This window comes from Pseudoalteromonas sp. NCCP-2140 (assembly GCF_023708065.1).
Lineage (GTDB): Bacteria > Pseudomonadota > Gammaproteobacteria > Enterobacterales > Alteromonadaceae > Pseudoalteromonas.
This window is the reverse complement of the sequence record NZ_BRCZ01000002.1, coordinates 471,504-486,118: the sequence shown is the minus strand read 5'-3', so window position 1 is coordinate 486,118 and position 14,615 is coordinate 471,504. Positions and strand designations below refer to the sequence as shown.

Here is a 14,615-nt window from a genome sequence, read left to right as displayed (position 1 = left end):
CTTAGTCATCACTCAAAAGTTGATCGAGTTTTTGTAAAACGTTAATCACATCATTACCGCCGCTGTGTTGTGCCAACATCATTTCAGCCATAGGCGCAATTGCAAAATTACGGGGTAAAGGCTGAGCGAGTGTGATTAAGGCATGCATTTTTTCAAGAAAAACAAATTGAAGCCATTGCTCAAAAGCCAGGGTGTCATGACAAAACGGTACACTAGAATTGAGTGCACTTGGGTCAATCGGTGTTGTTTGCCAAAGTGAATGGCGTTGTAATGTGGATTCTAATTCGCGCAGCAGCGCCAAAGTCTGTTGATGCATTGTAAAACTCTTAATACCTTTGTGCTTAGTATACCCTGTTCCAAGGCGCCATGGTATGGCGTATAATTCGCGGCTGATATAGATTAAAAACGGTAATTGAGATTTTATGACTGAGCAGATCGCCACATTAGGTCAACTTCTGGATGCAGCAGGCACCACTTGGCGTGCCTTCGATATTGGCAGACACATCACTAAATTAGACAAAAAACAATTTCTTGCCATTGAAGAAACAAAAATCCCTTACCCATACCCGCTTGCTGGTCATGCTTGGCTTGCTATTCAATTTTGGAATGTAAAAGCGTCTAAAGAACCTTATGTATGGTTTTTAAAATTCCCCCTAGATGAGCAAAGCCGTCTTGTAAGCGCAAGCCGCGATCATTTCGCAAATATGGTAATTGAAGCGCTTGGTACAGAAATTACCGGTGAAAATGCCGAAGGCAAATTAGACAACAACCCGTATGTATTTACGCCAAACGCCAACAAGTTAGCGGCATTTAATGCACAGGTTAAATGTTTACTTAAACAAAGTGCTTCACAGTATTACGAATATGCGCAGCTGTATTTTTCAGGCAAACTGGGATTTGATAATTGGCAAAGTGTTGCAGTACAAGGTATTGCAGACTTTGCGATGCGTTTAGATAACGACAACAATTTAGCAAATCTACAAGCCGCTTGGGGGCAATTACCAGTCGAAGTATTACAGCCGCTAAGTGCAATGCTTGAACATGTTGCAATCGAACCCGTGTTTGCAGAGCAATTGTTAGCCTATGGTTTAAACGCCATAGCAAATAAAGACGACATCGCCCTTGTTGCAGCTCTTAGAAGCCTATCAAAAACACCAGCACAAGGTTTAACTGCGCAACTTGTTGATGCTGTATTACGCTCTGATATGAATACCCAGTCAGATGTACTATTAACGATTGCGGGGCGCTGTTTTAGCACACTTGAAGACCCAGAACGCTTACACGTGTTTATGGATTGCTGTGCACACCACACTGAAATTGAACAACTGTTTGTGAGTATTTTCACCGATTTAGTTGCAATTCCTAGTATTCGCCCTCACCTACTAGGTTTATTAAGAAAAGAAAATCGTAGCGAAACACTCGCTCGAGCAATTGGAAGGTTATTTTCGTAAATGGCAGGCTTGTGGACACTCATCATCATTGGCAGCATCATCTACTTTTTTTGGTTAAACAGAAAAGTGGCCGAAGCAGCTAATCTTCATGCACAAAGACAAATTGAGCAATTAAATGTGCAATTGATGAGTGTTGCTTGCAATAAGCGCCGACTTGGCATTTTAAAAAGCGGTAAACCAGGTATAAAAAGCGAATTTATTTTTGAGTTTTCAAGTGATGGACAAAACGTGTATCAAGGCGTTTTGATCATGGAAAACGAATTACTTAAAAGCGTAGTAATACCGCCGCATAAGATTTAAGTTGCGAGTTGCGAGTTTTACAAAATAATTGCCTGTTTGAGAAGTGTAACCTCCACAAAGAACTAAGGCGTAGCTAATAGCCACGCCCCAATCTTGCTACTTCCATGATTAAGTATCCTTACTTATGCCGAAGCTGCCTTTTTATCTTTCCCCTGAACGGGTATACATCCGATACACCCACCATGCTACTTCATGTAACATTTAACACATCCTAGTGCCGTCCTCTTGCCGTCAATGGCTATCCACTTCGTTTTCCAAACGCTCCTTTAGCTTCCTGCTAAAATCATCCTTTGGTCAGTCCTTTTCAATCGCTCCGCGATTGTACTGCATCCTGGCAGTGTCCTCGTTCTTCCTTGCTTCCCTAGCTCTTGTCCCTTTGCTTCCTGCTAAGCATCTTGCTTTGTTGCCATAATCCTAATCCTTGGCATCAGTTCAATCGTTGAACCTGTGTCTTCTTGACATGATTAAGTTTAGAGAAATGCGGATATCTTGGTAGGCATAAAAAGTAATTTTTTCTAAGTCACAAAAATGACAAAAACAATAAATCCTTTAAAATCATCACAATAAGCAATTATGGGTACAAGTTTAAAGGCATTAAACTGATAAAACGCACAGCAATGTGAGATTTATCTCACATTGCTATTTCCAAAACGTCCTTTTGTCAATTTGCTGCTTTGAACATCAAGTCACCTTCGACTTGGTTAAAGCTCAAGGCCTTGAACACTTCAAACCCTTCAGAGCTAAAGAATTCACGCTGTTCAGAGCGAGTAACAAATACGGCTAAACCACTTGCTTGATTGCTTGACTCAACTAAATCATCAAGCCCTCGTAGCAGATATCTGCCTAAACCTTGCCCCTGAAAATGTGGGTCAACGGCTATAAAGGCTAAAAACAGATAATGACCTTTACTCGAAAGCGCTTCGCGAATAGTGCGCTCTTTTTCTATAAGCTGATTGGTTTGCAAGTAACCCGCACTAAGCATCAGTTTTAAGCGCCAATGCCAGTATCGTTCAGCTTGTAGTTCACTTGCCGAATCGAATACACAGGCAATGGCTTTTAATCTGCTTTGTGAGTAAAGACCTATTAGAGGCTGCTTTTCTTGCCAGAAACTTGCTAGCTCTTCACGTACTAAAGCACGTAATTTAGTTTCATATTTACTTGGGTTATCTTGTTGAAAACCTAATACATTCTGAAGAACGGGATCATCATGATAGGCTTGATAAATAAGGCTTGCGGCAGTGCTGATATCTTCAGCACTAAGGTATTGCACACTTAAGGTTTCGGGTTCAGCAACTGTCAAAATACTCATCCTTTTATTTGTTTTATTATTTTCGTACTAGACTATAAGGTATATACCTAACAGCGATTAAAGACAAATTCAGCGTAAGTTAAACTGCGGTTCATCATCATTAAGTTCAAGCAGTAATAATTATCGCCATACACAAGGAGCAGAACTATGGATACGACAAAACATGATATTTCGACCCTATTTGCACAACTTGGTTTACCGAGCAAAGAAAGTGAAATAGATGCTTTTATAGCATCCCATCAACTGTCTGATACAACCCTATTGCAGGAAGCGCCTTTTTGGGATGAAGCTCAGCAACACTTTTTAGCAGAATCACTTGCAGAAGATGGTGCTTGGAGCGAGGTGATTGATGAATTAGACGCAAGGTTACGCCAGTAACGCCTGCGACCAAATTTACGAGCTTAAATAACATTCTTTTAGCTCGTAAATTAGGAAAGTAATTTCACTCCACATCTATTATTGCTACCATACGCGCGCACTGCAGCCCATATACTGCGGTGCTTTTTAGTCTTTATAAAAGAGTTTATACAAAAATGAATGCCGTTGTATTTGATGCAATTAAAACCCTTCTTGATGAAGGTAAAACCCCGACAGTTGCCTTAACTAAAAGTAAGCTAGCCCAACCAATGCCGATGCCTGTGATCATCGCTGCGGTTAGCCAATATAAAAACAATCCGGATTCAATTAATAATTTCATCAATAACCCGTCAAATGAACAACTGAGTACACCAAAAGAAAGTCAATTGGATCGTATTGAAGCTAAATTAGATAGGTTATTAGCACTGCTTGAGAAAAAATAATGTTTGTTGTCGATCTGACTTTTGATTGCTACCAAGATACTACCTTAGAGCTTGCTGAGCAGGCGATAAACCGCCTAGTGAATGCGCTTCGTTTTAACGGCCAAATAATTGGTGATGAATTTCCAACGGTTTTAAAAGATGGATTTTTCATTACTCGTGTAATGTGCCCAACTGAAAATGCGATGCATCCGCTCAACCATAGCCCGTTTGTAAAACATAGCATTGAGCAATTAAACACTGCAGGCTTACTGGCACCAAAAGTTAAAGTGGTCGGCCAAGACATTCACTCAAATGGCGCAGACATGTGTCATGATCCGTCGTGCTATATTTTGTATACCACGTACGTGCACACCTGTAGCCCGCTTTATTGTGGTGATGACTTTTTGCCTGTGCCATTATTTCGCATTCCAGCAATTGCCAATGGCGATTACAAAACACTCATTAAATGGCAAGAAGACTGGCAAGCGTGCGATCAAATTCAGATCAATGGTGCAACCCGTTGTGAATTTCCTGCGCTTGAAGAGCTAACTAGCATCAAGAGTGACTTATACCGCCGTGGTCGCGATATCACGAAACGTATTAGTTTTCTAACCAAGAAGCCGGTTTATTACTATTTATACCGTGTAGGCGGCGTTGACAAAGAGTCAGAGCTTAAACGTCGCTGCCCAAGCTGCGATGGCGAGTGGAAATTACCAGAGCCATGGTTTGGCTTATTTGATTTTCGTTGTGAGCCCTGTGGCATTGTTTCGAATATCTCGTGGGACTTTCAATAACCTAATAAAGGTAATAACCAGATACACGAAAGGGGCAACCGCCCCTTTTTACTTATTGAATTTACACCGTTACTTTGTCTAAAAACTCACTGATGCTATTCGCTAGCACATGATGTGGTTTTTTACCCACATACTCTAAGCAAACCTCACCGCTTTCGACTAATACAGTGATCAGCAGATCATCTTGCTCTGTAAGACCAATAAATACGGTTTCTGGCTGCTTTAGCTTGCGCTTCATTAACACGTGACCGGTAATATTTTGCTGTAAGCGGCTAAAATCATCTTCATTCCATGCTTGTAGCAGTTCAATGTGATGATCATCAATACTCAATAACAAATTACCCGCATAGACATGACCAAACAATGGGCTTAAATCTTCAGGAAACGATAACTCTAGTGCCTTGGCTAAGTCTTCTAAACTGCCAGCAGGTTGTTGTGGAACTGCACACCACTGAATAAGCCCCTGCTCATCTACTTCGCCCTGCTCACATGGACTTGGCCATGCTGTATCATGTTCAATAACAGGAAGCTTTCCTGTGCGTTCGAGGCATTTTTCACTAAATGCTTGATGTAACTTATCTAGTTTTGTAGAAACAGACATACTGCGAAACTCATTGGCTTTAGGTATAATGCCGCCATTGTAACTACAAAAGTGTAAAGATGACAGATTACAGCAACTCACCCGAACTGAAAAACAGTGTTCTTGGTAAAAGCACAGAGTATGTAGATACCTACACACCCAGTTTACTGTTTCCTATTGCCCGTAAATTAAACCGTGATGCATTAGGTGTTAGCGAAGATAACTTACCGTTTAAAGGCCAAGATATTTGGACTGGCTATGAATTATCGTGGCTAAATAGCAAGGGTAAGCCAATGGTCGCTGTGGCAACGTTTGTATTTCCTTGTCAGAGCAGCCATATCATTGAGTCTAAGTCATTCAAACTGTACCTAAATAGCTTTAATCAAACACGATTTGAGACGCTAGATGGCGTACATCAAGCGCTTAGCAAAGACTTGTCAGATGCAGTTAATGCACCGGTGAACGTTACTTTATACCAAGCAGATGATTTCAATTGTTTGCCATTTTCAGCGTTACCGGGCGAATGTATTGATGATCTGGATATCGAAATCACCAGCTATGATATTGATGCAAGCTCACTTCGCCATAATGGTGATGAGATTGTCTCAGAAACCCTACACAGTCACTTACTAAAATCGAACTGTTTGATCACCTCACAGCCTGATTGGGCGAGTGTGATTATTCGTTATAAAGGCCAAGCGATTTGCCATGAAGCCTTATTAAAATATTTAATTTCATTTCGAACTCACAACGAATTTCATGAGCAATGTGTAGAGCGTATTTACTGCGATTTAATGCAGCAGTTAAACCTTGAAGAGTTAGAAGTGTATGCCCGTTATACACGCCGTGGTGGTTTAGATATCAACCCTTATCGCTCAACGAATCAAGATGAAACACCCTTCAAGGTAAAAATTAATCGCCAATAACTTTGGTGACAATAAAAAACCGAGTTGTGAACTCGGTTTTTTATTGTCTAAAGATTCGTTACAGATAATTACTCGTCTTTAAAAATACCCACATAAGTTGGTGATGTATTTGATTTACTCGCACGGTACATACCAGCGGTGTTAAACGGCAAGCTAATGTTACCTTTAGCATCAATAATGATCACACCGCCTGTGCCACCTATAGGCATTAATACATCGTGGATCACTTCGTTCCCCGCTTCTACAATAGTTTTACCTTGGTATTTTACGCGAGCACAAATATCAGCTGCCACATTGTAGCGAATAAAGTACTCGCCATGCCCTGTTGCAGATACTGCACATGATTCGTTTTCAGCAAAGGTCCCCGCACCAATCACTGGTGAGTCACCTACACGACCAAAACGTTTTGCTGTCATACCACCTGTAGAAGTACCTGCAGCGATATTACCGTTTTTATCAAGTGCAACTGCACCGACAGTGCCCATTTTGTAATTAACCGGCAGGGCTTTGTGTGCAGCTTGGTAGTCTTTGCTAGTTACTTTTTGTTTATCGAGCTTTTCTTTTGCTTTTAATAACGCTTTATAACGGTGCTCAGTATCAAATAGGTTGTTTTCAACCAGCGGCATACCTTGAGTTTTTGCAAACTCTTCAGCACCTTGGCCGCTGAGCATAACATGCACTGATTTTTCCATCACTAAGCGCGCCAAGTTAATTGGGTTTTCAATGTGTTTAACCCCAGCAACAGCTCCAGCTTGGCGTGTACGACCATCCATAATCGATGCGTCAAGCTCATGTGCACCGTCATAAGTATATACAGCACCGCGACCAGCGTTGAAATACGGCGAGTTCTCCAGCACATTAATTGCCGCAGTGATAGCATCTAGGCTCTCACCACCCTTTTCAAGCACGGCATAGCCTGTTTCAACGGCTTCTTTTAGTTTTGCACGGTAAGCTTTTTCTTGCTCTGGCGTGAAGCGGCTCTTTTCAATTGTTCCTGCACCACCATGAATGGCGATAGCAAAAGGTTGATCACTACTGTGGCTTAAAGTACTAAATGATAATGCGCTAAGGGCAATGGCTGAGGTGAGTAATGTTTTTAACATAGGGGCACTTATATTTATTTTAGTTTGTAAGCCCAATGTGAATAATTCGGCGCTGCATTTCAAGCTTTAACCGACGAAAGAAACAAAAAAAGCGCCTAATGGCGCTTTTTTTCAGCTGTTTAAAATTAAGCTTGAGCTGCTTTTAAACGTGCTAAACGTGCTACTTGGTGAGTAGACGTTAAGAAAGAGTAGATAGGTGCTAAGTAGCCACGCTTACGAAGGTCTAAGAACTCTTCATCACTTAGTGAGTTAAGTTTTTTCTCGTCAACAAGGTAGATACCGTTGATATCTTTTTTCTCACCTTTGATTTCTACAGTTAGCGTTTGAGCTACTAGTAGTTCTTTGTCTGCAAGGTACTTAGTGAATGCTTCAGTGACCTGAGAGAACTCGATGAAAGAAACAAGCGCTTCTTTACGACGCTTAAGGTACTCAGTTTCTTCACCGTTTTCGAAAAGTGCATTACCTGTTTCTTCGCTTACAAGCGGGCTTGCTTCGTCGATTACGATACCAAATTGGTCAGCTTCTGGGTGCTTAACAAGACCTAGTGGGTAACGAGTCATAGACATAGGTGCAAATGCAGCTGTCCATTTGTCGTCTTGAATGAAAAGGTTCTCGCCTGGCTCTAGACCAAATAAAGCAACTGCTTGGAATTGACCTGATTCGTTGTTTTTAACAAATGCCATTGGGAATTCATTTGCGATGCGTGCAAATTCGTGTGCAACCACAGGTACTAAGTGCTGAGTTTTCATGAACTCAATGTTGATGCCATTTTGAATTTTAGTGTTGGCATGTTTTTCGTTATGTAAAGGCTGTACTTGTTGCTCCGCCATGATACTGCTCCATTAATTTTATAATATGTTTTTGCTGTTAGTGCCCAAAGCCTATAGGTTTTGGCAACAAAAAGGAAGTGAAAATTTTGTGGCAGTTTGTACATTATAAATTAACAAATTTACCTACATTACCAATCATCCCCAAATGATGAAAAAACAAGCTATAAGCAAGTAAATATTATCACGCATAAGCCACTATTTTTGTTAGTATATTCAACAATTATGGGGAGACTAAGGCAAACAATGGAAGGCTATCAATTAAATAAAGACTATAAAGTAAGCAGCGTTTTCATTGCTGAAATTAATGAGACTGTCATTATTGTTGATGACTTTTTACACACCCTCGAGCCTATTTATCAATTTGCCACAGATACGGCCTATTTCCAGCCTTTTGGCAGCGATGGCACACTCTACCCCGGTAAGCGAGATGAAATGCCTGCGCCTTACTACCGAGCTTTTGAGCAGCTACTTAACGAGCTTTTAGAGCAAGGGATCATTACAAGCGGTGAAAATAATTTATATCTTCACCGCTGTAAGCTTTCATTAGTTACTCAAAATGCGAATGAATTAAATACCTTGCAGCGTATGCCACATATTGATTCAACGGATGATAAAACATTTGCAGCAGTGCATTATTTATCTCCTAAAGAATGGGGCGGCACAGGCATATACAAATACCTCCCCGAGAACATAATTAAAGTGACAGCTGATAACCAAAATAGCGTGCATAACATGATTGCTGATACAGAAAAATACAGCGCAACTCATCAAGGCTATTTAAATGAAACAACAGCGCTTTTTGAAAAAGTGGTGGATATTGAAGCGAAGATTAATAGGCTCGTAATTTATAAGAGCAACCTATTGCATAGCGCAGCTCTTTTTAATCACAAAGAGTACAGCAATGATACAAGCAACAGCCGTTTATCTATCTCTTCATTTTTTAGAATTAGCTAAGCTGACTAATACTTTTTTAGCCAGCTCAGTTAATCAAATTAGTACTTCTGTAAACCAAATTTCTTTATTTTATCTAATAGTTCTCTGTGCTTAGGTAGCTCGCTTAATAACTGCTTGACGCGTTGCTGTTTAAATTCAGCAACTTGTTGATTGTCGCTCTGCTTAGATTGCTGTTTGGCAGGCACATAATGCATACCAAACAATACATATAAGTAGTTTTCTAAGTCGAATAAATCAAACTTACTGGCAAAGTCTTCGCGTACTGGTGTAAAGCGATGCCAGCGTGCTAGGTTATTTTTTAGTTTGTCTGATAACTGGTCGGCTTTTTTGTTATCACGCCAAAAGGCTGAATCAGTTCTATCCGAAATACAGTAATGCATTTTTATAAAATCGAACGTTTGTTGCCATACATAATTCACCTGCTGATTATAATCATCAGCAACTAAGTTAATTTCATCTCGGGTACGCGGAAAACGCTTTGCTAATAACCCCGCAGAAAAGTCTGCAATTAAGATGGCAGTTGCTTCAAGTGGCTCAACAAATCCTTGCGACAACCCTATAGCGACACAGTTTTTGTGCCACATTTTTTCTCTATGCCCTACTTTCATTGGGATCTTTCTTGGCGTTAAGTGCTCAAATTTATTACCTAAATAATGATGCAATTTAGCGTGTGCTTGCTCATCGCTCATATACTTAGATGAATAAACAAACCCCACTCCTCTTCGCTCTGTGAGCGCAATATCCCAGATCCAACCGGCTTGGTGTGCCGTAGCAATAGTGTAAGGCGGTATTTCATCATCGCTTTGTGTCGGTACTTGCAATGTGATTGCAGTATCAGTTAATAAACTATCTGACTTATCAACAAAGCCCACCCCTAGTTTTTGCCCAATAAAGGCAGCCGAAAAGCCTGAGCAATCAATAATAAAGTCAAACTCTAAGGCGTTACCTTCTGAGTCGATTAGGTGTGTAATAAAACCTTGCTCATCACAGCTGACATCTTTAATTTCTGCAAACAGGTGTTTTACAGCAAAATGTTGCGTGGCATGGCTTCCTAAGAATGCAGCAAACTTTTTAGCATCAAAATGATAGGCATAGCCATTGATACCTGCATATTGAGGTGTCGCAATTGTTTTCGGTGCTAGGTTATTTTCACAACACGCATGTTGCTTAGAAACAAAGTCTGCGTAATCATTACCGTTACCCTCAGCAAGCCACTGCTGCGTTAACTCCTCACCGAATATATGTGGGTGATCAAATAAATGATGGTAAAAGTTAGCACCATGTTTGTGTTTATCTAGCCAATTTACAAACTTGATTGACTGTTTAAAAGTAACATCACATTCATTGATAAAGTCACTTTCACTGATACCAAACTTTTGTAAAGAGTTGCGCATCGAAGGAACAGTACCTTCACCGACACCTATGCTGGCAATATTAGGAGACTCGATTAACGTGATCTCAATGCCACTTTGCAAAAGCGCATGACCTAAATGGTTAGCGGCTAACCAACCTGCTGTTCCGCCACCAACAATTGCGATTTTTTTTATCATTTTTACTCGCCCACTTTTTACTCACAAAAAAGCCCAGTGCGAGCTGGGCTTTCTTAATTTCGTTATCTAAATCAGATTAGAAACGTAGTGATACACCTAGCTTGTAGCGTGCTTCACCTTCAAAGCTCCATGCTGGGTAGCCGTTACGAAGCTCAGGAACGACTTCTGCATCAGAAGGAGCAACACCGATTTGTACGCTGTCTTCTTCAGTTAAGTTAACAGCTTCAAACGTTACGTCAATGTTGTCAGTTACGCTGTAGTTAGCACTGAAGTCAAGAGTACCGTATGATTGGTGCTCACGGTTACCATAGAAACCAGGTAGCTCACGGATCATGTACTCTGAACGCCAGTTATAAGCTAAACGTGCTGAGTAAGTATCTGTTTCATAGTAACCCACTAAGTTCACAGTATGCTTAGACGAATCTGAGAATAATGGGATCATATCTGGGTAATTTTCAGCTTCTGATGGTGCATCTACGAATGTGTAGTTTGCTGAGTAACCAAAGCCACTGTCAAAGCCATCTTGAATTTGTAGCTCGATACCTTCGATTTGGCCACCACTTGCATTAAGCTTAGTAGATAGCGTCCAGTTATCACCTTGAGTATCTGGGTCTACAACACCGATTTGTTGATTCAAGATTTGGCTTGAAGTAACAAATGATGTGATGTCTTTGAAGAAGTAAGTTGCACTTACCATACCGTCACCATCAAAGTACCACTCGATACCTAAATCAGCTTGAGTTGCTTTGAATGGGTTAAGGCCTACGTTACCTTTAGTTAGTACTTCGTTATTTGCTGTACCATCAGCGTAACCTGCAAAAGATGATGCAGAGAACATATCTGTGTAGTTAGGACGTGCAATAACTTGTGCAGCAGAGGTACGTAAAATTACATCTTCAGCTAAATCGAATGCGATATTGATGCTAGGTAATACGTCGTTGTAGCTCGCTTTATCTGTGCTTAGTGAACTTTCGTACTCACCATTTGCAAAACCGTAGTAATCTGATTCTGCATCTGTAGAGATATAACGTAAACCGAAGTTACCGCGGATAGATTCTGCAGAGAACTCAGCCATTGCGTAAACTGCGAAGTTTTCTTCTTCGATTGTACCGTAACCTGAGCGGTATACAGCTGAATCATTATCGAAGCTTGCAATTGCAGCACGTGCATCAGCTACCATTTTATCAAAATCTGGCTCAGGTAAAGTGAAACCTGCACCTGATGACATTGTACCTGAGTAGTAAGTCTCACCATCACCACTTGGTAATGTATCAACTAAAGTAGTTGAGTAAGTCTCTTGTTTTACTTCATGGTCAGCCCAACGGAAACCTGTTTTGATTGCTGTGATAGCACCAAAATCAACAGGGAATGAAAGGTCTAACTGTGCGTAAGTTTCTTCATCTGTGTTAGGTTGCTTTTTAAGTGCCCAACCAGCTGGAGATAATGGACCTGCAAAATCTGATGCTTCAAAGTATTTGTTATTGATATCAATTTTGATTACATCACCAGTAGCATCATAAGTACCAGCGTAATCAGATGGAACACCGATGAAGTTACCGTAGTTTGCTGTTAGGTCTGTACCACCTTCTGATTCAGTTGTACCGAAACGACCTTTTAATGTGAAATAGTCACCCTCGTATTTAAGGCTGAAATCAGCAGTGTCAGATGACATGCTTGCGATACGCGCCCAAGTTTGAGTCCAACCTGGATTTACACCTTCACCAGTACGACGGTAGAAAGTACATGTACCTGATGCATTTGTTTGCTCACAAGCTGCTTCTTTGTCGTCAGGGAACATTACGAAGTTAGAGGTATTTGCATTGTTTGCATCTAACTCAAGGCTCATAATGTTTAAGCCTAGCTCTAGGTTATCTGTAGGACGATACTGGAAAGTTGCATTTAATGCTGTACGCTCACGCTCTTGTTGGAACGTAGTAGGAACAATATCACCCCAACCGATCAGTGATTCGATACCGTTACGTTGGTAGTTTGTTTCAGCCCAAGATACTGAACCTAATAAACCGAATGTTTCTTCGTCATTTTTCCAGCTAAATAAGCCAGAAACTTGAGGGTCTGTTTCTTCAGAGATTGTGCCGTAGTCGGCTTTTGCACTTAAGAAAGTTGTACCAGCGTCAAGATCAAGTGGCTTACGAGTGTTAACAATAACAGTACCACCAACACCACCTTCTACAACGTCAGCTTGAGAAGATTTATAAACTTGGATTTCACCAACTAATTCAGGTGGTAAAAGCGTGTAGTTGAAGCTACGGTCGATTGATTGTTGGTCATACCAACCTGTTGATGCAACAGTTTGACCGTTTAAAAGTGTGCGTGTTAATTGGCTTGAAGCACCACGAATAGACACTTGCTGACCTTGACCGAATTGACGGTTAACAGCAACACCTGAAATACGACCAAGTGCTTCACCTACATCGCCATCAGGAAACTTACCGATGTCTTCTGCAGAAACAGCATCGACAACGCTGTCAGCAAAGCGCTTAGTATTCATTGAAGCTTCAAGTGAACGGCGAATACCGCGAACTTCAATTACTTCAACATCTTCTTGAACTTTAGTTTCTTCTGCTGCGTATGCAGCGCCAGTGAACCCAGCACTCATTACGAGGCCGATATTAACTGCTAATAAGCTTTTCTTAAAATTTTTAGCTAACACAGGATTCCCCTTGAATCATTTTGTTGGTTTTTTATATCACTTCTGCCCAGTGATGATGACAACGCTGTCATCTAGTAACAAACCATACACTCTAAATTACATTTGTGCTACATCTTTTTGGTTAATTTGTGCAAAAAATTTACAACGAAATAATCAAGTTATTGATATAACTAATATTTAATATTGAGTTTTTAAGAATTGTTACAAATAAACGGCGCAAATATAGCATGAGTGATATTGCAGATGAAAAGACCAAAAGGATGAGTTTTTGAAATTAGCTAAAAATTACATGCATTTTTGTAAGCTTTAGTTTCCACTGGGTATTTATTAATCATAACTAAAAGTTATATAAAACCTGTTATCTAACAATAAATTAGCCTAAAAAACTAACCTATTTCTAAAAGCATGCTGTCATGTACAAATTATTTTTAACTTTTTCTGGGCAGAATGAGTTAAAGGGGATATTGAGAATAATAACTAATAACAATGACAGCGTTGTCATTTTTAATTATATAGAGCCATTTTGTACTTGTCTAACACTTTATCGGGCTATTTAAAGAAATCGTATTTATTCAATACGGTTCGTTACAGGTGAGAATTTAAAAACAAAAAAGCGAGCATAATAGCTCGCTTTTGACATTGACTTTAATCGGACGATTAAGGCGCCCAATAAACTTCAATATTGATATGTGGGTGATTCAATACTGCACGTAAAGGCATGTCAGCAACTGCACCGCCCTCTTTCGCTTGCTTGTAAACAGCGAGCTTTTCTTCACCGCTAATTAAAAGCTTCACTACTTTAGAGTCTGCAATCGCAGCTAAAGTTAACGTCATACGTTCAGTGATTTTACCTGTTACATCGCTTTCAATAGCGTTAATTGCACATACTAAATCACCAGTCGCAAGGCCGTGTTCAAGACCTTCAGCATGTGGGAAAAGAGAAGCCGTATGACCATCTGGACCCATGCCTAAAATTGTCACATCAAAAGGACGCTTTAATGCTTTGTATGCAGCTTCACATTCTGCTACACCATTTTGTGCCGTTAATGCGTCATTTTTCATTGTTACGAAATTAGCTGCAGCGCCATGGTTTTGTAATAGCGTGCTTTTGATAAATGCTTCATTACTTTTTTCATGATCAGCATCAACCCAACGCTCATCAACCATAGCAACATCAATGTTTGCCCAGTCAAGTTCAAGGTTCGATAAGTGCTTATAAGCAGGTGCTGGCGATGAGCCACCCGATACCATTAGTACCGCACGACCATCTTCTTTAATACCAGCAACAAGGCTTTGTTCAAGGCTTGAAGAAAGCTCAGCTGTTAATTCGTCTTTGTTTGCAAAGAATTTTTCAACAATTGTTGCCAT

Annotated in this window: 15 protein-coding genes; 7 read left to right on the top strand and 8 right to left on the bottom strand. The window is 40.4% G+C overall.

The window, feature by feature from the left end:
• Nucleotide 1: 1 nt before the first annotated feature.
• Nucleotides 2–316, bottom strand: coding sequence for a YqcC family protein (locus tag NFU46_RS06080; protein ID WP_251600605.1), 315 nt, complete (start codon nucleotides 314–316; stop codon nucleotides 2–4).
• A 106-nt stretch (nucleotides 317–422) separates the two neighbouring features.
• Between NFU46_RS06080 and NFU46_RS06075 the strand changes: the two genes are divergently transcribed.
• Together NFU46_RS06075 and NFU46_RS06070 are read left to right on the top strand one after the other, a co-directional pair.
• Nucleotides 423–1,451, top strand: a complete 1,029-nt coding sequence (locus tag NFU46_RS06075) for a DUF3549 family protein (protein ID WP_251600602.1) — start codon at nucleotides 423–425, stop codon at nucleotides 1,449–1,451.
• On the top strand, nucleotides 1,452–1,751 hold the full coding sequence (locus NFU46_RS06070; protein ID WP_054553721.1) for a DUF3301 domain-containing protein: 300 nt from the start codon (nucleotides 1,452–1,454) through the stop codon (nucleotides 1,749–1,751).
• Nucleotides 1,752–2,412: 661 nt separating this feature from the next.
• On the opposite strand, the gene NFU46_RS06065 is transcribed toward NFU46_RS06070, so the two are convergent.
• Nucleotides 2,413–3,060, bottom strand: a complete 648-nt coding sequence (locus NFU46_RS06065) for a GNAT family N-acetyltransferase (protein WP_054563618.1) — start codon at nucleotides 3,058–3,060, stop codon at nucleotides 2,413–2,415.
• A 147-nt stretch (nucleotides 3,061–3,207) separates the two neighbouring features.
• Between NFU46_RS06065 and NFU46_RS06060 the strand changes: the two genes are divergently transcribed.
• The 3 genes from NFU46_RS06060 to NFU46_RS06050 all read left to right on the top strand — a co-directional run bounded on the left by NFU46_RS06060 (nucleotide 3,208) and on the right by NFU46_RS06050 (nucleotide 4,633).
• On the top strand, nucleotides 3,208–3,438 hold the full coding sequence (locus tag NFU46_RS06060) for a DUF2789 domain-containing protein (RefSeq protein ID WP_036969581.1): 231 nt from the start codon (nucleotides 3,208–3,210) through the stop codon (nucleotides 3,436–3,438).
• 155 nt (nucleotides 3,439–3,593) lie between these two features.
• Nucleotides 3,594–3,860 carry a hypothetical protein gene (locus tag NFU46_RS06055; RefSeq protein WP_055021916.1) on the top strand — a complete coding sequence of 89 codons (267 nt, stop codon included), beginning with the start codon at nucleotides 3,594–3,596 and terminating at the stop codon, nucleotides 3,858–3,860.
• A complete protein-coding gene (locus NFU46_RS06050) occupies nucleotides 3,860–4,633 on the top strand; it encodes a Zn-ribbon-containing protein (protein WP_175080957.1) in 774 nt (257 codons plus the stop codon). The genes NFU46_RS06055 and NFU46_RS06050 overlap by 1 nt, the downstream gene beginning before the upstream one ends.
• A gap of 61 nt (nucleotides 4,634–4,694) precedes the next feature.
• On the opposite strand, the gene syd is transcribed toward NFU46_RS06050, so the two are convergent.
• The gene (gene syd / locus NFU46_RS06045; protein ID WP_054563617.1) at nucleotides 4,695–5,234 is read right to left on the bottom strand and encodes a SecY-interacting protein; all 540 of its coding nucleotides are present in this window, start codon (nucleotides 5,232–5,234) and stop codon (nucleotides 4,695–4,697) included.
• A gap of 59 nt (nucleotides 5,235–5,293) precedes the next feature.
• Between syd and queF the strand changes: the two genes are divergently transcribed.
• Complete coding sequence (gene queF / locus NFU46_RS06040; RefSeq protein ID WP_251600599.1) at nucleotides 5,294–6,139, top strand: NADPH-dependent 7-cyano-7-deazaguanine reductase QueF; 846 nt, start codon at nucleotides 5,294–5,296, stop codon at nucleotides 6,137–6,139.
• Nucleotides 6,140–6,207: 68 nt separating this feature from the next.
• Here queF and NFU46_RS06035 read toward each other — a convergent pair whose 3' ends face one another.
• Both NFU46_RS06035 and NFU46_RS06030 read right to left on the bottom strand, forming a co-directional pair.
• Nucleotides 6,208–7,242 carry an isoaspartyl peptidase/L-asparaginase family protein gene (locus NFU46_RS06035; RefSeq protein ID WP_054563615.1) on the bottom strand — a complete coding sequence of 345 codons (1,035 nt, stop codon included), beginning with the start codon at nucleotides 7,240–7,242 and terminating at the stop codon, nucleotides 6,208–6,210.
• Between the two features lie 125 nt (nucleotides 7,243–7,367).
• Complete coding sequence (locus NFU46_RS06030; protein WP_054563614.1) at nucleotides 7,368–8,072, bottom strand: SapC family protein; 705 nt, start codon at nucleotides 8,070–8,072, stop codon at nucleotides 7,368–7,370.
• A gap of 243 nt (nucleotides 8,073–8,315) precedes the next feature.
• Between NFU46_RS06030 and NFU46_RS06025 the strand changes: the two genes are divergently transcribed.
• Entirely contained in the window at nucleotides 8,316–9,026 is a 711-nt protein-coding gene (locus tag NFU46_RS06025) for a DUF6445 family protein (RefSeq protein WP_251600596.1), read from the top strand.
• A gap of 38 nt (nucleotides 9,027–9,064) precedes the next feature.
• On the opposite strand, the gene NFU46_RS06020 is transcribed toward NFU46_RS06025, so the two are convergent.
• The 3 genes from NFU46_RS06020 to pgl all read right to left on the bottom strand — a co-directional run bounded on the left by NFU46_RS06020 (nucleotide 9,065) and on the right by pgl (nucleotide 14,615).
• Complete coding sequence (locus NFU46_RS06020) at nucleotides 9,065–10,576, bottom strand: tryptophan halogenase family protein (RefSeq protein ID WP_251600594.1); 1,512 nt, start codon at nucleotides 10,574–10,576, stop codon at nucleotides 9,065–9,067.
• 76 nt (nucleotides 10,577–10,652) lie between these two features.
• Nucleotides 10,653–13,193 (bottom strand): TonB-dependent receptor, encoded by a 2,541-nt coding sequence (locus NFU46_RS06015; protein ID WP_405030611.1) that lies wholly within the window; start codon nucleotides 13,191–13,193, stop codon nucleotides 10,653–10,655.
• 711 nt (nucleotides 13,194–13,904) lie between these two features.
• Nucleotides 13,905–14,615 carry a 6-phosphogluconolactonase gene (gene pgl / locus NFU46_RS06010; RefSeq protein WP_251600590.1) on the bottom strand — a complete coding sequence of 237 codons (711 nt, stop codon included), beginning with the start codon at nucleotides 14,613–14,615 and terminating at the stop codon, nucleotides 13,905–13,907.